The sequence below is a fragment of the Spiroplasma monobiae MQ-1 genome (assembly GCF_002865545.1).
In the GTDB taxonomy this organism is placed as follows: domain Bacteria; phylum Bacillota_I; class Bacilli_A; order Mycoplasmatales; family Mycoplasmataceae; genus Spiroplasma_A; species Spiroplasma_A monobiae.
This window is the reverse complement of the sequence record NZ_CP025543.1, coordinates 870,060-891,575: the sequence shown is the minus strand read 5'-3', so window position 1 is coordinate 891,575 and position 21,516 is coordinate 870,060. Positions and strand designations below refer to the sequence as shown.

The 21,516-nt window shown below is 29.1% G+C and carries 23 protein-coding genes; 14 read left to right on the top strand and 9 right to left on the bottom strand.

Annotation, left to right across the window (positions count from 1 at the left end):
- Window positions 1–287 precede the first annotated feature (287 nt).
- The 6 genes from rpmH (at window position 288) to SMONO_RS04210 (ending at window position 4,724) form a co-directional block, all read left to right on the top strand.
- Window positions 288–422, top strand: a complete 135-nt coding sequence (rpmH, locus tag SMONO_RS04235) for a 50S ribosomal protein L34 (RefSeq protein WP_020836790.1) — start codon at window positions 288–290, stop codon at window positions 420–422.
- 7 nt (window positions 423–429) lie between these two features.
- Window positions 430–759: a ribonuclease P protein component gene (gene rnpA / locus SMONO_RS04230; RefSeq protein WP_101781097.1), complete on the top strand. Its 330-nt coding sequence runs from the start codon at window positions 430–432 to the stop codon at window positions 757–759.
- A gap of 162 nt (window positions 760–921) precedes the next feature.
- Complete coding sequence (yidC, locus tag SMONO_RS04225; protein WP_211277583.1) at window positions 922–1,983, top strand: membrane protein insertase YidC; 1,062 nt, start codon at window positions 922–924, stop codon at window positions 1,981–1,983.
- Window positions 1,964–2,524, top strand: a complete 561-nt coding sequence (locus SMONO_RS04220) for a hypothetical protein (protein ID WP_101781096.1) — start codon at window positions 1,964–1,966, stop codon at window positions 2,522–2,524. Before yidC ends, SMONO_RS04220 begins: the two co-directional genes overlap by 20 nt.
- A gap of 52 nt (window positions 2,525–2,576) precedes the next feature.
- Complete coding sequence (gene mnmE / locus SMONO_RS04215; RefSeq protein WP_169918220.1) at window positions 2,577–3,923, top strand: tRNA uridine-5-carboxymethylaminomethyl(34) synthesis GTPase MnmE; 1,347 nt, start codon at window positions 2,577–2,579, stop codon at window positions 3,921–3,923.
- A gap of 9 nt (window positions 3,924–3,932) precedes the next feature.
- Window positions 3,933–4,724 (top strand): TatD family hydrolase, encoded by a 792-nt coding sequence (locus SMONO_RS04210; protein WP_101781094.1) that lies wholly within the window; start codon window positions 3,933–3,935, stop codon window positions 4,722–4,724.
- A gap of 43 nt (window positions 4,725–4,767) precedes the next feature.
- Here the strand turns inward: SMONO_RS04210 and mreB (SMONO_RS04205) are convergent, their stop codons facing one another.
- The 7 genes from mreB (SMONO_RS04205) to mreB (SMONO_RS04175) form a co-directional block, all read right to left on the bottom strand.
- Entirely contained in the window at window positions 4,768–5,826 is a 1,059-nt protein-coding gene (gene mreB / locus SMONO_RS04205) for a rod shape-determining protein (protein ID WP_101781093.1), read from the bottom strand.
- Window positions 5,827–5,897: 71 nt separating this feature from the next.
- Window positions 5,898–6,362, bottom strand: coding sequence for a hypothetical protein (locus tag SMONO_RS04200; RefSeq protein ID WP_101781092.1), 465 nt, complete (start codon window positions 6,360–6,362; stop codon window positions 5,898–5,900).
- Between the two features lie 92 nt (window positions 6,363–6,454).
- The gene (gene mreB / locus SMONO_RS04195) at window positions 6,455–7,507 is read right to left on the bottom strand and encodes a rod shape-determining protein (RefSeq protein WP_101781091.1); all 1,053 of its coding nucleotides are present in this window, start codon (window positions 7,505–7,507) and stop codon (window positions 6,455–6,457) included.
- Window positions 7,508–7,559: 52 nt separating this feature from the next.
- Window positions 7,560–8,591, bottom strand: coding sequence for a rod shape-determining protein (mreB, locus tag SMONO_RS04190; RefSeq protein ID WP_101781090.1), 1,032 nt, complete (start codon window positions 8,589–8,591; stop codon window positions 7,560–7,562).
- Between the two features lie 120 nt (window positions 8,592–8,711).
- Window positions 8,712–10,367, bottom strand: coding sequence for an arginine--tRNA ligase (gene argS, locus SMONO_RS04185; RefSeq protein ID WP_101781089.1), 1,656 nt, complete (start codon window positions 10,365–10,367; stop codon window positions 8,712–8,714).
- An 81-nt stretch (window positions 10,368–10,448) separates the two neighbouring features.
- A complete protein-coding gene (locus tag SMONO_RS04180) occupies window positions 10,449–11,483 on the bottom strand; it encodes a rod shape-determining protein (protein WP_101781088.1) in 1,035 nt (344 codons plus the stop codon).
- 115 nt (window positions 11,484–11,598) lie between these two features.
- Window positions 11,599–12,642 carry a rod shape-determining protein gene (mreB, locus tag SMONO_RS04175; RefSeq protein ID WP_101781087.1) on the bottom strand — a complete coding sequence of 348 codons (1,044 nt, stop codon included), beginning with the start codon at window positions 12,640–12,642 and terminating at the stop codon, window positions 11,599–11,601.
- A 97-nt stretch (window positions 12,643–12,739) separates the two neighbouring features.
- Between mreB (SMONO_RS04175) and rnmV the strand changes: the two genes are divergently transcribed.
- The 3 genes from rnmV to SMONO_RS04160 are packed head-to-tail and all read left to right on the top strand — an operon-like array spanning window position 12,740 to window position 14,744.
- The gene (gene rnmV / locus SMONO_RS04170; RefSeq protein WP_101781086.1) at window positions 12,740–13,270 is read left to right on the top strand and encodes a ribonuclease M5; all 531 of its coding nucleotides are present in this window, start codon (window positions 12,740–12,742) and stop codon (window positions 13,268–13,270) included.
- Between the two features lie 3 nt (window positions 13,271–13,273).
- Window positions 13,274–14,074: a 16S rRNA (adenine(1518)-N(6)/adenine(1519)-N(6))-dimethyltransferase RsmA gene (rsmA, locus tag SMONO_RS04165; RefSeq protein ID WP_101781085.1), complete on the top strand. Its 801-nt coding sequence runs from the start codon at window positions 13,274–13,276 to the stop codon at window positions 14,072–14,074.
- Window positions 14,067–14,744 carry a GHMP family kinase ATP-binding protein gene (locus SMONO_RS04160; protein ID WP_101781084.1) on the top strand — a complete coding sequence of 226 codons (678 nt, stop codon included), beginning with the start codon at window positions 14,067–14,069 and terminating at the stop codon, window positions 14,742–14,744. The genes rsmA and SMONO_RS04160 overlap by 8 nt, the downstream gene beginning before the upstream one ends.
- Before the next feature lie 10 nt (window positions 14,745–14,754).
- Here the strand turns inward: SMONO_RS04160 and SMONO_RS04290 are convergent, their stop codons facing one another.
- Window positions 14,755–14,913 (bottom strand): hypothetical protein, encoded by a 159-nt coding sequence (locus tag SMONO_RS04290; protein WP_158637914.1) that lies wholly within the window; start codon window positions 14,911–14,913, stop codon window positions 14,755–14,757.
- Between the two features lie 30 nt (window positions 14,914–14,943).
- Complete coding sequence (locus SMONO_RS04155) at window positions 14,944–16,476, bottom strand: ABC-F family ATP-binding cassette domain-containing protein (RefSeq protein ID WP_101781083.1); 1,533 nt, start codon at window positions 16,474–16,476, stop codon at window positions 14,944–14,946.
- Window positions 16,477–16,791: 315 nt separating this feature from the next.
- On the opposite strand from SMONO_RS04155, the gene SMONO_RS04150 reads away from it, so the two are divergent.
- From SMONO_RS04150 to SMONO_RS04130, 5 genes are read left to right on the top strand one after another with little or no spacing between them, the layout of a single operon-like run.
- A complete protein-coding gene (locus SMONO_RS04150; RefSeq protein WP_101781082.1) occupies window positions 16,792–17,829 on the top strand; it encodes a ribose-phosphate diphosphokinase in 1,038 nt (345 codons plus the stop codon).
- A gap of 1 nt (window position 17,830) precedes the next feature.
- Complete coding sequence (pth, locus tag SMONO_RS04145; protein ID WP_101781081.1) at window positions 17,831–18,391, top strand: aminoacyl-tRNA hydrolase; 561 nt, start codon at window positions 17,831–17,833, stop codon at window positions 18,389–18,391.
- A 9-nt stretch (window positions 18,392–18,400) separates the two neighbouring features.
- On the top strand, window positions 18,401–19,690 hold the full coding sequence (locus SMONO_RS04140; protein ID WP_101781080.1) for an adenylosuccinate synthase: 1,290 nt from the start codon (window positions 18,401–18,403) through the stop codon (window positions 19,688–19,690).
- Window positions 19,691–19,704: 14 nt separating this feature from the next.
- Window positions 19,705–21,009 carry an adenylosuccinate lyase gene (purB, locus tag SMONO_RS04135; RefSeq protein WP_101781079.1) on the top strand — a complete coding sequence of 435 codons (1,305 nt, stop codon included), beginning with the start codon at window positions 19,705–19,707 and terminating at the stop codon, window positions 21,007–21,009.
- A complete protein-coding gene (locus SMONO_RS04130) occupies window positions 21,002–21,514 on the top strand; it encodes a phosphoribosyltransferase (RefSeq protein ID WP_101781078.1) in 513 nt (170 codons plus the stop codon). The genes purB and SMONO_RS04130 overlap by 8 nt, the downstream gene beginning before the upstream one ends.
- Window positions 21,515–21,516 lie beyond the last annotated feature (2 nt).

The following is a 21,516-nucleotide window of genomic DNA, read 5'->3' as shown; positions in this document are numbered from 1 at the left end:
TTTTTCACCCCAAACATTAACATTTAGATTATAAGTTATCCACATTGTTTTGATGTGGATAACTTTAAAAACACACCAAAATAGGTACAAAATGTGGATAAATATTATAGTTTTATTCATTCAAATAGTGACTTTTTGAAAGTTATCCACATACTAAATTTATTAATAAGTTAATAAAAGTTATTATAATGTAGAAATAATCAAGAATTTTCTAATATTCAATGTCAAATTAGTTAGTTTTAAGTTATAATCTTAAATGAAGTTTTGTTTAAAAAGGAGGTAATATTATGAAAAGAACTTGACAGCCAAGTAAGATAAAGCATGCTAGAACTCATGGTTTTAGAGCTAGAATGGCAACTAAAAATGGTAGAAAAGTTATTAAAGCAAGAAGAGCTAAAGGTAGAGCCAAACTTACTGCTTAATAATTAGATGAAAAATATAAATATAATTAAAAGAAATCATGAATTTCAAAGTATTATTGGGAATAAAAGATTCATTAAAACTAAAGGATTTGTAATTTATTTTAAAAAAAATGATTTAAAAAGATTTAGATACGGTATATCTGTTGGTAAAAAAACAGGGAATGCTGTATTTAGAAATAAAATCAAAAGACAAATTAGGTCTATGATATGAGAAATATTAGATGATCAAAGCGAAAAATATTTTGATATAGTAATTATGGCCAGAATCATGATACTAGATAAATCTTTTCAAGATAATTTAGAAGAATTAAAAAAAGCTTTATTACTAATAAAATAAAGAGAGGTGAATATCTTGTACAAACAGGACTATTCTAAATACCTAAATAATAACAACAATAAGAAAAAAACACCAAAAGATTGAATGAAATTAGTTTGGGTGTGGATAAAGTTGGTATTATTTGTATTTATTATTGTTTCTATGCTGTGAGGGTGTGTACAAATGTATCAACCACAGTATACAGTTAATGCAGTTACGGATATGGCCGGAAATACAATGTATTCTCCGGGAGTATCATTTGAAATTATTATTAAATCTTTGGGTGATTGAAGTTCAAAAACACACTGATTTAAGATAGATCCAAAAACAGGTGAATTAGTTGAATATGCATTTAACCCAATATCAAATTGAGGGCAAGCATTTACAGTAACTTCTTCTCCATTCTACGGATTCTTTGTTTATCCATTAGCATGATTGTTAGTATCCTTTATAAGTTTATTTTCAAATCATGCAGCTGATGGAAGATTGGATCCAGATTCAAGTTCTTATGGTGTTGCTGCAATATTTGCTATATTCTTTACATCACTAATTGTAAGGGGTATAACTTTAGCGTTTACTTGAAAAACTCAAATGAATCAAGAAAAAATGCAAGGATTGCAAGCAAAACAAGCAGAGGTACAAGAGAAATATAAAAACTCTTCAGATCCAAGTGCTAAGCAAAAACAACAAATGGAATTAATGGCTCTTTACAAAAAAGAAGGTATTAGTCCAATGAGTTCAATTGCTACATCATTCTTATCAATGCCATTCTTATTTGCGATGTTCTCTGTTGTTAGAGCAACACATGCGCTAAAAATTGCAACCGTAGGACAAATTACACTTGTTGAAACTCCTTTCAAACAAATACAAGAAGGTAATTGAATATATTTAACTTTAATAGTGGTTTACCTACCATTACAAATTGGATCAATGATGCTTCCTATGATTCTTCAAATGTTTAAAAAGAAACCAAAATTGGAATCTGAACAACAGAAGAAGGCAAGAAAAAAACAATTGATAATGCAAATCGTATTTATGGTTGTATTCCTATTCGTTGTATTTAGTATTGCCTCAGGGGTTGCTATTTATTGAATTTTCTCTTCAACATTCCAAATTATTCAAACTTTAACTTTCCACTTCTTGAAGGAAACTAAAGCCTCAAGGTTGAAGAAAAAAAGAGAAAAGCAAATCGAAAAAAACAAAACAATAGCTGCAAAAGTTTCTAATGAAGCTAAAAAAAATTAATAATAAATTTAATCACTTTCTAATAAGTAAAAGACCAGAAAATAAATTAGTTTTTTGAAATAACTTAGGGGAAGTGATTTTATTTATATCATCTAAAGAAAGAATTAGTTTTATGAGATTTTTAAATGAGCAGCTTTCAAAAATCTCTTCAATAAGAATAATTTCTATATTCTATGTAATATCCAAAGATAAAAACTTTATAGCTTATGATTCTAAAGAAATCATAGATAAAGAAACAAGAAAAAATATAAGAGTATTTATAAAATTAATGTTTAATCTAAAACTCAAAATTAAAATTCATTTTGAGTTCGTTAATTTTAATGTTGCTAATAAAAATTCTAGAGAGTTTGATAAATTAAAGATAAAAGAAATTTTTAATAGTGTTATGAGAACAAAAGAAGATATAAAGTTACCAGCTTATAACAAAAATGTAAGAAAAGAAATCAACTCAATGATTATGAAATACAAAACTCTAAAATCAAAAACGACTGGCGCTCTTGGTAATAGAAAAATTAGAATAATATACAGACCAGAAAAATAACTTTCTGGTTTTGTTTTGTTATAATCAAAATTGGGAAGAAGATAATATGAAAATAAATTTGAACGACACAATAATTGCCTGTGCTACAAAAGTTTCTAGACAAGCAATTTCAATTATAAGATTATCTGGAGAGCAATCCATAGATATAGTTAATAAAATTTTAAGAAATAAACTTGAAATAGAAAATAAAATGCAAGTTAGAAAATTATATGAAAATAACGACATAATAGATGAGTCTTTAATACTTACATTTGTGAATGGAAAATCATTTACTGGTGAAAATGTTGTTGAGATTCAATGTCATGGTGGAATTTTACTAACTAATAAAATCATTTCATTACTTATTTCATATGGCGCAAGACCTGCTTTGCCAGGAGAATTTTCTCAAAGAGCATATTTGAATGGAAAGATAAATTTAATACAAGCAGAAAGTATTAATAATCTAATTGATTCAAAAAATGAACTGGCTCTGAAAATTAATGCACTAAATTTAGAGGGTAAAAATAATAAATCATTATTAAAAATAAAAGAAAGTTTAATAGATCTTATTTCTAAAATTCAAACTTCAATAGATTATCCTGATTATGATGATGTTGAAGGTTCAACAACTGAAGAAATACAATTAGAATTAACAAAACTAAAAAATCAAGTTACAAAAATATTAGAAACAAGTAAAAGATTCAATATTTTAAATAATGGAATAAGCACACTGATTCTCGGAGAAACAAACGTCGGTAAATCTTCGCTTTTAAATTCTCTTATAGCAGAAGACAAAGCTATTGTTACTGATATAGAAGGTACTACAAGAGATATTGTTGAAGGACAATTAAATTTTGAAAACTTTTCTTTAAATCTTATCGATACTGCTGGAATTAGAAATACAAAAGACGAAGTTGAAAAAATGGGAATTGAAAAAAGCATTTCTTTAATTCAAACTTCAAATATTATTTTATTTGTCATAAATAAGGGTAAAATTAATTATGAGATTTATGAAAAGATAAAGGATAAGAAGCACATTGTTGTTTTAAATAAGGTTGAATTACTTAGTGAAAATGAAATAAGGGAAATTCAAGACGAATTCAAAGACTTAGTTATGGTCTCGGCTTTAAAGGGTGATATAAGAAACCTTATAAGTAAAATTGAAGAGCAATTTAACAACGAGGATCTTCTTGAAAGTGAAGTCCCTGTTCTATCAAATGCATTTCACATTGAAATGTTTAAAACTATATTAGAATTATTAGAAAAATGTTCAGATAATATTGAACAAGGTTTCACAACCGATCTAATCAATTTTGATTTATATGAAATATTAAAAATTTTAAATAACCTCTTGGGTATTTATGATGCTGATGAAGAAGTTATTGACACTATATTTAGAAAATATTGTTTAGGAAAGTAGGAGAAATTTATGGCAGGTATATTTGATACACATACACACTTTAATGATGTTGTATATAAAGAAAAGGAATTTGAAGCTTCTGATATGATTAATGAAGCTAAGATAGTTGGTGTTTCTCATTTTTGTTGTGTAGGATTTGATATTAAATCATCAAGAGAGGCGTGTAAATATGCTTTAAAATATCCAAACGTTTATGCGGCTGTTGGTATCCACCCGAATGATGTAAATAAATTCACTATTGATGATTTGGATGAAATTGATACAATGGCACACGGAGAAGGTGTTGTTGCGATTGGAGAAGTTGGATTAGATTATTATTACACTGACGACCACAAAGAAATACAAAAAGAATTTTTTAAAGAACAAATCAGAATAGCTCAAAGAAATGATTTGGTGGTTATGATGCACTTGAGAGATAATGATGAATCAGAAGCGGCATACATAGATGCTTTAGAAATATTAGATGAATTAAAAGTGAAAAGGGCTATTGTTCACTGTTATACAAGAGGGTTTGAGTTGGCTAAGAAATTTACAAAAAGAGGTTATTTAATTTCTATACCTGGAGTTGTAACTTTCAAAAATGCCTTGCCGCTTCAAGAAACTGTTGAAAAATTATCTTTAAATGAAATGATAGTTGAAACAGATGCTCCGTATTTAACTCCAGAACCAAAAAGAGGTAAATTAAATATGTCCAAGAACATAGTCTACACTGTTGAAAAAATAGCTAGTATTAAAAAGGTTAACAAATCTGACGTTATTGAAGCAACGACAAATAATGCTTTAAAAATATTTAAAATTTAGATAAAAAAAATTGGTTTTAATTAAAACCAATTTTTTTTATCTACTATAAGTATGAAGTTTGACTACCTTTTTTAACGTTTCTTGCGTTTTTTCCATAGTAATCTTTTTCAATTCTGTCATTAATTATTTTTTGGAATACTCTTGCACCTTCGATAACACCGGTTAATGGGTTAGGTGATACATGACAAGGAACTGAGAATATACCGTTAAAGTATTCTTTAATTCCTCTAATTTGTGATCCACCACCACAAATTGTAAATCCGTTTGAAATTATATCCCCAGCTAATTCAGGAGGAGTGTTTTCCATTAATTCAATTAATAAGTCAGTGATTCTACTAAATGCGTTAACTAAAACGTTTCTAATTTCTTCTGAACTTATAATTGCTTCTTTTGGTAATCCTGAAACGATATCTCTACCGAATACAGACATAGTTCTTTCACCTTTATATTTTGATAATGAACCTAATTCTTTTTTAACGTCTTCAGCACTTCTGTCACCAATTGTAACATTGTATTCTGATCTAATGTATTTTTTGATTTCTTCATCTAATGCATTTCCAGCAACTTTAATTGATCTTGATATAACTACGTCTCCTGCTGAAATAATTGCTATATCAGTAGTTCCTCCACCGATATCAATAACGATGTGTCCTCTTGGAACATCGATGTTAATTCCTGCACCTAATGCAGCCATTTTAACTTCTTCTTCAACAATAACTATTTCTGCTCCCATATCGTAAGCAACTTGTTTTAGAGCTTCTCTCTCTAATTCAGTAACTTCACTTGGACATGCAAGTAATATAATTGAGTTTTTTCAGTCATTTAACATTTTTAATTTACTGAAAACGTGTTTTAGCATGTCTTTTGCAGCATCTAAATCTGTAATAACTCCATCTTTAATTGGAACTACCATTCTAATGTTTTCGTGTGTTTTACCAACCATGTTGTAAGCATCTGCACCTAAAGCAACTAATGTGTTAGTGATGTTATCATATGCCATGATTGACGGTTCATCGTAAACTATCCCTTGTCTTCCAACAAAAGCTAATATGTTACTTGTACCTAAATCTAAAGCAATAAATGTACGTTCATCTATTTTCATAAATACCTCCTGAGCCATAATAAAATATGTACTTTTATTATACTATTTTTAAATATAGAAAACAAGGGGGTTTATTTTGAATTTGTTAAAAGATAAGTATTTTCTACCTTTTTAAACACCATATTAGCTGGATTATTTTCGACCATTCCATCTAATTTATATACTCCCAAAAATTTATAACCTTTATAAAATGAATTATCTTTAAACTTTGCAAAAACAATTATATAATCATCTTTATTTTTAAAATTATTAAATCTCTTTAAAATATTTTCTTCTGATCCTGTTTCATTAAATAAAAATATCTTTTCTGTATCATCAGAAGGGTAGATAGCATACTTTTCTTTTCTAATCATTTCATTAATTCTGTCTCTTGCAGCAAAATTTATAAATCAAACTCTATCCTTATCGTTTATTCTATAGTCAGCTCCTTTTAAAAATGATTTTCCATCTCTTGTAAAGTGCTTAATTATTATTTCTGAAATAAGTTCATAAGTAATGTCATCTCTATTTGATAGTTCTATTTTTATTTCATTCATACTTACACCTTCCTAAAAGAGATTAACATACATTGAGTTAATTAGATTTTTAAAAAAATAAAATTATAATAAAAAAATAGAAACATAAGTTTCTATTTTTTAAGTGTTTGAAGATATGTGTCTTGGCTATCAGCGTATTCACCAGCTTCAACTCTTTTTAAGATTATTTTTTCATATGCTTTTGTTCCTTCAATAACACAGTTAAGTGGATCAGCAGCAATTTTTGTCGGTAGTTGGAATATATCGAAGAAATATTTATCAACATTTCTTACCAATGCTCCACCACCACACAGTACCATACCATTTTTCATGATATCTCCAGCTAATTCAGGAGGAGTGTTTTCCATGATTTCTATTACTAAATCAGTGATTTTACTAAATGCTCCTAATAGAACATTTCTAATTTCTTCTGAGTTCACAGTAACTTCTTTTGGTAATCCTGAAACGATATCTCTACCGTATATTTGCATTGAACGTTCATTTGGATATTTAACCAATGAACCACAACTTTTTTTAATATTTTCAGCAGTTTTAATACCAATTGAAATATTGTATTCTGCTCTAACATATTTTAAAATCTCTTCATTAAATGCATTTCCGGCTATTTTAAGAGATCTTGAAATAACAATATCTCCATTTGAAATAATTGCTATATCAGTAGTTCCTCCACCGATATCAACAATTAAATGTCCAACTGGCATTTCAATGTTAACACCTGCACCTAAAGCAGACATTTTAACTTCTTCTTCAACAACAACTAAACTGGCACCCATGTCTTTTGCGACCATTTTAAGTGCATCTCTTTCTAACTCTGTAACTCCCGAAGGGCAAGCTAGAACAACGATTGAACTTTTTCAAAAGTTCATCATTTTTAATCTATCAAAAATGTGTTTCAATAGGTCTTGTGCAGCATCTAAGTCTGCAATAACCCCATCAACTAATGGTGTTATAAGTCTAATATTGTCATTTGTTTTTCCGACCATTTCATAAGCTTCTTGTCCAATGGCTACTAATTTGTTAGTTCTAACATCGTAAGCCATTAAACTTGGCTGATTATAAACAATTCCCTGTCCTGAAACATAGGCAAGAATGTTGCTAGTTCCAAGATCCAGGGAAATGAATGGTCTATTAAATTCTTTGTACATAATAAACCCCCTTATTTTTTAAAATATTTAAACTTTATAAACTAAAGGATTATTATCTACCCATTATATCGTCGTGCAATCTTTGAGCTTTAACAATTTCTCAGATTTCACTTTCGAATTTTTTAGTTCCGTTAATAACGGCTAATAATGGTTGTTCACCAATTTTTGTTGGTAATTGTAATGTATCTGCGAAGTATTTGTCGATTCCTCTGATTAGGGCTCCACCACCACAGATTGTGATCCCGTTTCTAAAGATATCTCCAGCTAATTCTGGTGGTGTATCTTCTAAAACTTGAACTGTTAAGTCAATAATTCTTGATACTGGTACTTTTAATACTTCACGTACTTCTTCTGGAGTAATTTCGATTTCTCTTGGTAATCCAGAAACAACGTCACGTCCGTAAACTTTCATACGTCTTTCATCTGGGAATTTTGCTAATGAACCAACGTTAACTTTGATTGATTCAGCAGTTTTTGATCCGATTTCTAATCCGTATTGTGAACGAATGAATTTTTGACATTCATCGTTTAAGTAGTTTCCAGCAACTTTAATTGATTTTGATAGAACGATATCTCCTGATGCTAAAACAGCTATATCAGTAGTTCCCCCACCCATATCAACGATTAAGTTTCCTGTTGGTGCATAGATATTAACTCCACCACCTAAAGCAGCCATTTTAACTTCTTCTTCAACGAATACTTGGTCTGCTCCTAAGTTAACAGCGATTTTTTTAAGAGCTGTTTTTTCTAATTCAGTAATAACTGAAGGACATGCTAATAGCATGATTGAGTGTCTTAATTGTTTTGTAATTCTTAATTTTGAGAAGATGTATCTCAATTGAGCTTCAGTAGCTCTAATGTCAGTAATAACTCCGTCAACCATTGGTCTTACAACACGAATAGTTTTGTTTCCTTTACCGATCATTTTGTATGCTTCTTCACCTACAGCGATAATTTTGTTTTCTTTAATTCTGTAAGCAACGATTGATGGTTCGTTATAAACAATACCTTGTCCAGCAATGTATACTAGTGTATTAGCTGTACCTAAGTCCATTGAAACGAATGTTGGTTTTTTATTTGCCATACTGTTTTCTCCTTTTTGTATTTTTTAAATTTATGAATTATACATTTCTATTCAAACTAGAATATATAATCTTTTGTAATTCTAACATAAAAAAAGTGAAGTTGCAAACCCCACTTTTAATTACATACTATCTTTTACTTCAATTCCAATCAACCCAAATGCATTTGATAATACTTGGTATACAGATTTAACCAATAAAACTCTTTGGTTAGTTAATTTTTTATTATCATTGTCTAATATTTTAGTTTCTGAATAATAAGAATGGAATGCTTTTGCTAATGTTTGAATATAATCACAAACAATATTTGGCAATCTTGAACTTCCTGCATATTCAATAATTGAATTAAAACTATCTAATAAAATTATAAGTTCTTTTTCTTTTTGGCTTTCGAATTTAATTTCTTTATTAATTTTTAAATCTAAATTATCTAAAGATTGAATTATTTTATTACATCTTGCTGTAGCATATTGAGCATAATAAACTGGATTGGTTGAATTCTTTTCTAAAGCTAAATCTAAATCAAAGTCCATATGACTAGATGGGGTTTTAGAAACAAGCATATATCTAATCGCATCTTTTCCAACCATTTCCAAAAGATCAACCAGTCAAACTGCTGTTCCTTTTCTTTTAGACATTTTATATTCTTGTCCATCTTTCATCAAGCGAACCATTTGAATCATATCAATATCAACTAAATCAAATTCATAACCAAGCAAGGCGAGCCCTGATCTTAGTCTAACTATATAACCATGGTGGTCTCCGCCTCAGAAATTTATATATTTATCTGCTTTAGATCTTTCAATTCTATCGCTGTGAGCTGCAATGTCCGGAGTGATGTAAGTAAAACTACCATCTGTTTTTTTAAGAACTCTATCTTTGTCGTCTCCAAATTGAGTTGTTTTTAATCAAAGAGCATCATCTTGTTCAAAAGTTGCTCCTAATTCCCTATATTTATCAACTATTTTATTTATAGAGTTGTTCTCATACATTTTAGCTTCACTTGAATATAAATCTATATTTACTCCAAAATCGGAAAGTTGTTTTTTGATTTCATTCATAAAATAAATAACTGATTTAGATCTGAATAAATTATTTACTTCCTCGTTATTTATTTTATTATCAATAATTTCAACATCTTTAAATTTGTCTTTATATTCATTAACAAAAATTTGTGCAACCTCAGGATACATGTCTCCACCATAAGTTTCTTCTGGTTTTGTAACTGGTAAGCCTAAAATTTCTTTGTAGTGAAAGAATAGGGTTGCTGCTGAAATATTAATTTGATTTCCAGCATCATTTGTATAGTATTCTGTTTCTACATCATAACCAGCAAATTTTAAAATTCTAGCTACTGAATCTCCAATTGCTCCATTTCTTGCGTGACCCACATGTAAATATCCTGTTGGATTTGCTGATACAAGTTCTAGATTATATTTTTTATTCTTTTTGTTTGACTTACCAAAATCGCTTCCTAAATCAATTATATTTTGAACAACTTCTGATAAATACTCTTTATTAATTCTAAAATTAATAAAACCTGGTTTTACAAATTCCACATTTTCAAACAATTCATTATTTTTTATTTCGTTAACTATTAATTCTGCTAATTGAATTGGGTTTGAATTATTTATTTTTGAATTTATTAAAGCGAAATTTGTTGCAAAATCAGCGTCTTGGATCAACTTAGGTCTTTCAACTATAACACCACCTTTTAATCCAAGTTTACTGATAGCTTGTTCTATTATTCTTTTAATCTTATTTATCAATATATTCATAGCAACCTCTAAATTCTACTATTATATTTTATAAAAAAAATCACTACTTTTTTATAAATAAAAAAATAAGACTTAGTCTTATTATCAAAGATATGTTGTTTTTGTTAATTCCATTTCTTCTATTGTATCCATTGTCTTATCTTTGTGCATAATTGCACCTTCAATTGTAGAGGTTCCTGCATTTTTAGCAACAACAACTGGAATTTCAAAGAAATTCTCAAAGAACAATTTAACACCTGGAATTTTTGCCAAACCACCTGTTATTATTAAACCGTTTTTAATTATATCTCCAGCAACTTCACTTTGGGTTTCTTCTAATAAAGAAGTTATTGTGTTTGTAATATTTCCAAAAACCGAAAGTATAATTTTTGAAATATCTTTATCTTGAACTTCAACTTCTTTAGGTCTTGATGAATTTAAATCATAACCATAAGCTTTAATTTTTAATGGTTCTTTGCTTTTAACAACTGAACCAACAGCTATTTTAACAGCTTCTGAACTAACGTCACCCAATAAAATACCTTCTTTTGCTTTTAAATATTTTATTATTTCATGATCAATAACTTCACCTGATGCTTTTGATCATTTATAGTTAACTGTTTCACCGTTTGTAACAACACCAATAGTTGTTTTACCTGCCCCCATGTCTAAACACATGTAAGAGTCTGTCCCATAAACATTAAATCCCGCTCCTAATAAAGCCAATTTAATATCGTCTTGTACAAGAACATGAGAGACACCGATAGATTTAATAGACTCTACCAATGCTTTTCTTTCTAGTTCACTCATACTTATCGGACATGCTAATGTAACAACTGCGTTTTTTGTTTCTTCTTCATATTTAGATAAAATACTTGATAAAAATAGTTTTAATAAATTCATATCTGTTAATACGCCACGTTTTAACAGATGTTTAATTTGCATTGCTCCACTCATTTTACCCACAAATTTTTTAGCCTCATCACCAATTGCTATTACTTTTCTAGTCTTATAATCCAAAGCTATAAGACTAGCTTCATTAAACACCATTCCGAGTTGCTCTATAAAAATTCTAGTTTTACTTGTACCTATATCAATTGCAATGTGTCTTCTTGATCTCAAACTTACTCTTGCCACAAGAATTACCTCACTTTTTAATCTATATAAATAGTTTAAACACTTTTTTAAAAATAATCTACTATTTAGTTTTTAAAAGCAAATAAAAAAGGAAGATTATTTTCTTCCTCTCTTATTATTTAATGTTGTATTCTCTTGAATCACGCATTTCAACAACTTCTAATCATTTTTCTGCTTGTTTTTCGTATTCTTTAGTACCTTCAATAACTGTTAGTAATGGATCTTGAGCTTTAGTTACTTTTAATTGGAAAATTGATTCAAAGTATGTGTCAATTCCTCTAATTAAAGCTCCTCCTCCACAAATTGTAATACCATTTCTAATGATATCTCCAGCTAATTCAGCTGGTGTGTTTTCCATAACTTCAACAATTAGGTCTGTAATTTTACTAAATGGTGCTAATAAAGCGTTTTTCACTTCATCAGGTGAGATAACTACTTCTCTTGGTAATCCAGAGATAACGTCACGTCCGAATGCACGGAATGTACGTCCATTATCTATTTTTGTTAATGCACCGATTTCAATTTTGATTTTTTCAGCAGTTTTAATTCCGATTAATACGTTGTATTCAGCACGAATGTATTTTCTTATTTCTTCATCAAAGTGATTTCCAGCAACTTTGATTGATCTTGAAATAACAATGTCCCCAGCAGATATAATAGCTATATCTGTAGTTCCTCCACCGATGTCAACAACTAAGTGTCCACTTGCGATAGCAATGTTAATTCCAGCTCCGATTGCTGATAATTTAACTTCTTCTTCAACAAGAACATTTTTTGCTCCCATATCAGAAACAACTTGTTTTAATGCACTTCTCTCTAATTCAGTAACTCCTGAAGGGCAGGCAAGAACTACTAATGCATTTTTTAAGATGTCTGATAATTTAATACGTGAAAAGATTATTTTAATTAAATCTTTTGCTGCATCTAAGTCTGCAATAACTCCATCAACTAATGGTACTACCATTCTGATGTCATCATTTGTTTTTCCGATCATTTCGTATGCAGATTCTCCTGACGCGATAACTGTGTTTGTGTGAACATCGTATGCCATAGTTGAAGGTTCATTATAAATGATACCTTGTCCACCTAGGTAAGCAACAACGTTAGCTGTTCCTAAGTCTAAAGCAACGAATTCTCTTTTACGATCTCATGATGCCATATTTATTTCCTCCTCTATAAGAAAAAAACCCTTCGTGTATAATTATACTATATATGTATTTAAAATACTAGTATATATACACGAGAAAGGTACGACTATGAAGATAAAGCAAGTAGTAATTGTAGAGGGTGTTACAGACACTGCCAAACTTAAAAAAATATTTGGAAATGATAATGTAGACACCATCGAAACAAATGGACTTGCCTTATCTAAAAACACTTTAAATTTCATTTTGGATGTTAATAACACACGTGGTGTAATCATTTTTACAGATCCAGATGGACCAGGATTACGAATTCGTGATGCTATTAATACCTACTTAGATTTTAAATGTTTTAATGCATTTATCAATAAGAAAAGCATAATTAATTCAAAAAAAATTGGAATAGCTGAAGCTAAAGAAGAAGATATCAAAGAGGCTTTATCAAATTTAATTACATTTGACACAAATGCAGAAAGTATAAGCTGAGAAGAATTTTTACAAAATGATTTCTTTAAACCAGAATCTAGAAAAAAAATTGCGCAAAAGTACAATTGAAGTGAGAAAATAAATTCAAAGAGATTATTTAAGTGACTTAACTTAATTAATCTAACCGTTGAAGACATTAGAAAAATAGTAGAGGAATAATTAATGGAATTTGCGAAAAAAAAATTTGGTCAAAATTTTATATCAGATAAAAATCTTATAAATAAAATAATTGATTTACTTGATCAAGAAAAAGAACATTTAATAATAGAAATTGGTCCTGGTAGAGGAGCTTTAACAAAAGAACTTGTAAAAAGATTTTCAAAAGTTATCGCAATTGAAATAGACCAAGATATGGAATCAATTTTGAAATCAGAAATCAATTCAGATAAATTTGAATTGATTATCAAAGATTGTTTGGAAATTAATTACAAAGAATTAATAGAAAAAAATAAATTTAAAAGGGTTTCTCTAATTTCAAATACCCCTTATTACATAACAAGTGAAATCATTTTTAGAACATTAAATGTTTCAAAAATTTTAGACAAAGCCATATTTATGGTTCAAAAAGAAGTCGCACAAAGAATTTGTGCTAAGGCAAATGAAAATAATTATAACAATTTATCTGTTGCTGCCCAACTTTATTCTGAAGTTAAATATGAATTCACTGTAAACAAAAGTATGTTCAAACCAATTCCTAAAGTAGACTCGGCAATTATAACTTTTGATTTTAATGAGAATAATTTATCTAAAATAAAAGATGACGTTAAGTTTGTTGGTTTTGTTAGAAAAATATTTAATAATAAAAGAAAGACAATACTTAATAACCTATCGAATGTAACAAACAACAAAGAAAAAGCGCAAGAGATTCTAAATAAAATTAATTTAGAATCTAACTTGAGACCAGAAAATATCGATATTAATAAATTTATAGAAATATACAATGAGGTAAATTTAAATGATTAAGAGTTATGCAAAGGTTAACATCAATCTAAAGGTTAAAAGGAAGTATAATGAATTCCATAAAATTCATTCTTTATTCACAATTGTAGAAGATTTTTATGATGAAATTGAAATTGAAGAATCAACAGAATATAAAGATACTTTATTTTGTAATGTAAAGGAACTTGAAAAAGAAAATTTCATATTTAAAGTTCTTAAAATTTTAAGAGAAGAAAATATAATTAACTCCTTTTATAAAATAAGGGTACAAAAAAATATACCAATTGGATCTGGTCTTGGTGGTGGAAGTAGTAATGCAATTGCTGTTGCAAAGCACTTTACAAATAATAAAAAAATATTAAAAAAAATAGCTGAAAAAATAGGGATGGATTGTTATTTCTTTATTAAAGGTTACAAAACAGCAATCGTTAAAGGTTATGGAGAAAAAGTAAAAAAAACTAAAAAAGAAGTTAAAATCAAATTTAAGGATTTAATTATTACAGGGGTCAATTGTAATACAAAAGAAGTTTATGAAAAATTTGATGAAATCGAAGCGTGAAAAAATAAGTATGAGAGCAACATGCTAGAAATACCAGCATTAAAATTATATCCAGAACTTATAGAGTATAGAGAAATGGGTCAAATGAGCGGTTCTGGTTCGACATTTATTAAAAAAACTAGTTTATCTAAGTAAACTAGTTTTTTTAAGCGTGTTTTGAGCATAAATGTATATTATCTAAATCTTGGTTGGCAACACCTTGTTGCATTTTCATGGCTAATATACTTGCAGCTGCTCCTCCTTGGTTTGTTTTTTGCATTTCTTCAATACATTTGAAGCATCCTGAATCAAAATCTTTATTCATATTATGCACCTCCCCAGGTATAAAAATATTTTACACTAATTCTGAGAAATCCAAAGTCCTGTTGGCTCAATTTGTAGAAAAGTTAATATCATGAGTGGTTAATATTACTGTTCCTTTAAAGTTTTCAATTGCCTCTAGCAAGGCTTCTTTTGCTAAAACATCAATATGGTTTGTTGGTTCGTCAAGAACAAGTAAACTACACGGAATCATACTTAGGGCTGCTAGTCTAACTCTAGTTTGTTCTCCACCTGAAAGTTTCTCCATTGGTTGCATCATTAAACCACTTTTAACTCCAAACTGAGCAATTTTTGCTCTTGCTTCAGATTCTGTAATGTCATTAAATCTGTCCATCAAATAAGCAACTGGAGTAATTCCTTTAACATCTTCAATTTGTTTGAAGTATGCATACTCAACAGCGTTACCCAATTCAACCTTACCATCAAAAGAAGGTATTTCTGTAGACATAGTTTTTAAGAAGGTTGTCTTACCGATACCATTTCTACCACTTATAATACATTTCTCTCCTTCTCTCAATTCAAAATTAAGAGCATGTAAAAGGGGAGAATCATATCCAATTACTAGATTTTCTGCTCTAACAATAACATTTGTGCTTGGTCTCTTATAATTAAAACTGAATTTGGGTTTTGTTAAATCTCTTCTCTCTTGCATAACATCTATTTTTTCTAGTTGTTTTTGTCTAGATTGAGCTGATTTAGCAGTTGAAGCTCTTGCTTTGTTTTTGGCGACATATGTTTCAAGTTTTTTGATTTCCTTTTGTTGAGAAACAAAAGCCTTATCATATTGTTCTCTTTGTATTTCTACCTCTTCTAAATATTTATCGTAGTTTCCTACATATCTAGTTAATTTTAAATTTTCTAATGCATAAATTATTCCACAAGTTTTATTTATAAAATCATTGTCATGAGAAACCATAATAAATGCTTTTTCAAATGATTGTAAAAATTTAGCTAATCATTTAACTTGTTCTAAGTCCAAGAAGTTTGTCGGCTCATCAAGTAATAAAAAATCATCTCCACTTAATAAAAGTTTGGCTAAAATTACTTTACCTCTTTGTCCACCACTCAGCTCACCCATTTTTTTATCTAATTTATCCAACCCTATACCCAAACCAGTAACTAAGTTACCGATTCTTTTGTCTATTGAATCAAATTCATTTAAATTAAGTGTGTCTTGATATGCAAGAGCCTTTACTAAATCCTCTTCTTTGTATTCTATTGCCATATCTTCATAGATTTTATTCATACGAGCTTCAAGTTCAAATAACTCAGAAAATGCTCCTTTTAAATATTGGTCAACAGTTTCTTCCATATCAACTTCCTGGTGTTGATCTAAATAACCAATCTTTGTTTTGGGGTGAATTTTCAAATCGCCTTTGTCTGAGGGCATTTTACCTGCGATAATATTTAACAACGTTGTTTTACCTGCACCATTTGGTCCAATTAAGGCAATATGTTCCCCTCTATTCAATCTAAAAGAAGTGCTATCGTATAACTTTTTACCACCATTTGCATGTGATAAATTCTCTAAAAAAACTAATCCCACAGTTATGTCCTCCATAATTTCTCAATAAAAAAAGTCCTTAAGACTTATAAAAAGTAATTTCAAGGGTTTTGCCCTTAAATATTCTAAATAATTATATATTAATTTGTATAAATTCCCTAATTTTGCCTTAAAATTTGATTTTTATAACCCAAATTAAATGCTCTTGTATAAAAAACATTGTCTAGAAGGCCGAAACTTTCATATTTTCTCTTGTAGTTATTCAAGAATAGCTCTCATATTCAATGTTTTTTAATTTAGTAATTGCTTAAAAGGAGTGTTAAAAATTTGATATTATATTTAAGGAGACTTATATTTATGAACAAAAAAGACATTATGATTTTCGGTTTATCATCAAATCGAAGTTTAACTAAAAAGGTTTGTGATATCTTGGGGGTTGAGGAATCACAAGCAAAGACATCTAAATTTTTGGATGGTGAAATGATTGTTCAATCTCTTGACTCTGTAAGGGGACAAGAAATTTACATTATTCAATCAACAAATCAACCAGTTAATGATAACTTAATAGAGTTATTAATAGCTGTTGATGCTTTTAAAAGAGCCAGTGCTGCAAAAATAAATGTAGTAATACCATACTTTGGATATGCTCGTCAAGATAGAAAAGCAAAAGGTAGACAACCAATTACTTCAAGATTGGTAGCAAACTTAATCGAAACAGCGGGAGTGCACAGGGTTATTACTGTTGATCTTCACTCTGCACAAATTATGGGATTCTTTAATATTCCAATTGATAACTTCTCAACTGCTCAAATAGTAGCTTCAGAAATTATTGATACAATTGTTGCTGAAAAATTAGACCCAGAACAATGTATATTGGTATCACCAGATCACGGTGGTTTAACAAGGGTTCATGGTGTGGCTAAATACACAGGTAACATAACAAACGGAATTGCAGTTATTGCAAAAAGGCGTCCAGAACCAAACAAAGCCGAAGTTGAATTTATACTTGGTGATGTTAAAGATAAAACATGTTTCATTATTGATGACATGATTGATACAGGTGGAACCATAATAAAAGGTGCTCAAGCATTAAAAGAGCAAGGGGCTAAAGAAATCTATATTATAGCTTGCCACGGATTATTTAATGGCGAAGCTGTTTCAAAAATGGAAAAAGTAATAAACGATGGGACTGTAAAACAAGTTGTTGTTACAGACACAATCGAAATTCCAGAAGAAAGAAGATTTAAAAACTTAAAAATTATATCTGTTGCTAAGTTATTGGCAAGAATGATTCAAAGTTCTTATGAAGAATCATCACTAACAGGTGTTTACAATGATGAGCAAAACGACATTGTAAAAAGAGTCGAAGAATACACAAAAGGATTTAAAAAATAAAATGCCAAAACTAATTGTAGGTTTAGGCAATCCTGGATCGAACTATACTATTACAAGACACAATGCTGGATTTATAGCAATTGACTTATTGTTGGAAAAGTATGGTTTTCAAAAAGAAACAGAAGATTTTAAATCACAAATATTCTTTTCTAATATAAAAGGTGAAAAGGTTTTGTTTGTAAAACCACAAACTTTTATGAATCTTTCTGGAGAAGCTGTAATATCAATAATGAACTATTACAAAATTAATATTGAAGATTTTATTGTTATATATGATGATAAAGATTTATCAATGGCCGATATAAGATTTAGAGACAACGGAAGTGCCGGCGGTCATAACGGAATTAAAAATATAATAAGTCACCTAAAAACTGAAAAATTTAATAGATTAAAAATTGGAATTGGGGAACCTGGTCAATACAAAATAGTTGACTGAGTTCTTTCTAAAATGAATGCAGAAGAAATAAATTTAATAAAAGAAAATGTATCAGACATTTCAGGTTTTGTTGAAGATTTTGTTTTAGACTCAGATCTAAAAAAAATTATGAACAAATACAATTAAGGAGAAAAAATGGAAAAATATAATTCATTAGTTGTTGTTGGATCTCAATGAGGAGATGAAGGAAAGGGTAAAATGACAGACTATTTTGCTCAAAGAGCAGATGTTGTTGTTAGGTTTGCTGGTGGAGATAATGCAGGACATGTAATTAATTTTAATGGGCAAAAGCACAAAGTTACAATCATACCTTCAGGTATATTTAATAAAAAAGTGACAAACATAATTGCAAATGGCTGTGTTGTTAATTTGATTAATCTTGTTAAAGAGTTTGAAGTTATAAAAAAAAGTGGTGTGGACTATGGTAACCTGTTAATTTCTGATAGAGTTCAATTAATCCTTCCTTACCATATTAAAATTGATGAGGCTCAAGAAGAGGCTCGTGGAGCAAATAAAATCGGAACAACAAAAAGAGGCATAGGTCCGGCATATCAAGATAAAGTTTCTAGATTAGGAATCAGACTTGGTGAGTTGGAAGATGATAATTTTAAAGAAAGATTTCAATCTGTTTTTGATTATCAAATGAAATTTTTACAAACAATGTTTGGGGTTGAACCTTTAAATTTTGAAGATACATATAATGATTTAATAAATGCTTATAATGCAATCAAAGATAAAGTTATTGACACTGACATCTTTATTGAAAATGCAATCAAAGATGGAAAAAAAGTTTTATTTGAAGGGGCTCAGGGCGCCTTGCTTGATATTGATCATGGAACTTATCCATATGTTACAAGTTCAAACACTTCTGCTAACAACGCTTCAACTGGTAGTGGTATTAGTCATAAATTAATTGACTCTACAATGGGTGTTGTAAAAGCTTACTCAACAAGAGTTGGTGCTGGTGCGTTTCCAACAGAATTAACAAACGAAATTGGTGATGGAATTAGAGAGCGTGGACATGAGTACGGTTCAAACACAAAAAGACCAAGAAGGGTTGGTTGATTAGATGCTGTAGCTTTAAAACACGCAATCAGAACCTCAGGTATTGATTCAATGTTCATTACTTTGTTAGATGTTCTTTCTGGTATAGATGAAATTAATATTTGTGTTAGATATGAGTTAGATGGAAAAGAAATTAATAGTGTACCAAGTACTAATCAAAAATATGAAAAATGCAAACCGGTTTATATGTCAAATCCAGGATGAAAAGAAGATATAACTCAAGTTAAATCTTTTGATCAATTACCTGATGCTGCAAAAAAATATTTAAAAATGATGGAGAAAATATGTGAAGTTCCAATCTCTGGATTTTCAGTAGGACCAGACAGAGAACAAACAATATTACTAGAAAATATATTTTAATGGAGGTGAAGTAAATGATAGAACGTTATTCAATAAAAGAAATTGAAAAAATTTGAGCTGACGAAAATAAGTTAGATATCTGATTAGATGTTGAAAAAGAAGTTGTTAATGCATGAGTATCTCTTGGTGTTGTTCCTAGTGAAGATGCAAAAGTAATTTCTCAAAAATCTAAAGTTGATATAAAAAGAATGCTTGAAATTGAACAAGAAACAAAACACGACGTTGTAGCTTTTACTCGAATGATTTCTGAAACATTAGGTTCAGAAAAGAAATGAATTCACCTAGGACTAACTTCTACTGACATTGTTGATACTGCTCAAAACAAAATGATTCAGCAATCAAATGAATTTTTAGAAAAAGTTTTAAAAGAATTATCAGCAGTTTTAAAAGAAAAAGCAAATGAAACAAAAGAAATAATTATAATGGGAAGAACTCATGGAATGTATGGGGAACCCACATCTTTAGGACTAAAGTTTTTGTTATGATTTGACGAAATTAATAGACAAATCGAAAGATTGGATTTGGCAAGAAAACAAATTGAAGTGGCTAAAATATCTGGGTCAATGGGTAACTATGCAAATTTAGAAATAGAAGTTGAGGAGTATGTTGCAAAAGCAATGAATTTAAACTTAGACAACATTTCAACGCAAGTAACACAAAGAGATAGACACGCCTTTTTAATATCTGTAATTGCAAATATTGCATCAACTTTAGAAAAGATATCAACAGAAATAAGACACTTCCAAAGAAGTGAAGTTCAAGAAATATGTGAAGGTTTTGGTAAAGGTCAAAAGGGATCTAGTTCAATGCCTCACAAAAAAAATCCAATAAGTTCAGAGAATATATGTGGTTTATCAAGATATGCAAGATCATTTGTTAATACCGCTTTTGAAAATAATGTTTTATGACACGAAAGAGACATATCACATAGTTCTAACGAAAGACTAGTTTTTCCTGATATTTATAATATAATTATATATGTATCAAAGAGAATGACTTCTACTATAAATGACTTAGTAATTAATAAAGATAAAATAGATATACATATTAATGAGCAAAAAGGAATATTCTTTAGTCAAAGAATATTAACTTATATTTTAATGAATTATGAATTTTCAAGAGAAGAAGTATATGACTTCATCCAAAAATGTACTTTAGAATGTCAGAGTACAAAAAGAGAATTTAAAGATGTTTTAGTTGAAAATGGAATTATGAACTTCATTAATGATAAAAATGAATTAGAAAATCTTTTTGATATTAACTTTTTCACAAGAAACGTTGAGAAAATGTTTAGAAGGGTGATGAATAATCATGGATAATCAAAAATTAGTGACTTTAATAACAGAAGAGGAAATCAAGGCAGCAATTTCAAAAGCTGGTACAGATTTAGGAAAAGCATATGAAGGTCAACAATTAACAATTGTAGCGGATCTATCAAGCTCTTTTATCTTCATTGCAGATTTAATTAGAGAATTACCAATTGATGTAACAATTCAATTCGTAACTAATCCAAAAGAAGACGAAGATCAAATCATTGATCTTGGTTTAAAACATACTTTAAAAGATAAAAATGTCTTAATTGTAAACGATGTTTTGAACAAAGGTAACAGATTAGAAAGATTAAATAACCTTGTTCAAAAAGAGGAACCTGCAAATGTTCAAATTTTAAACTTAATAGAAAAGAACAGCAAAGATAGAACTGTCGAACTAGAAAGTACATCATTATTTAAGTTGGAAGATGTTTTTATAGTTGGATATGGTCTAACTTATAAAGAAAGTTATAGAGGACTTAAAGGAATTTACAGTCTTTCAACAGAAGAATAATT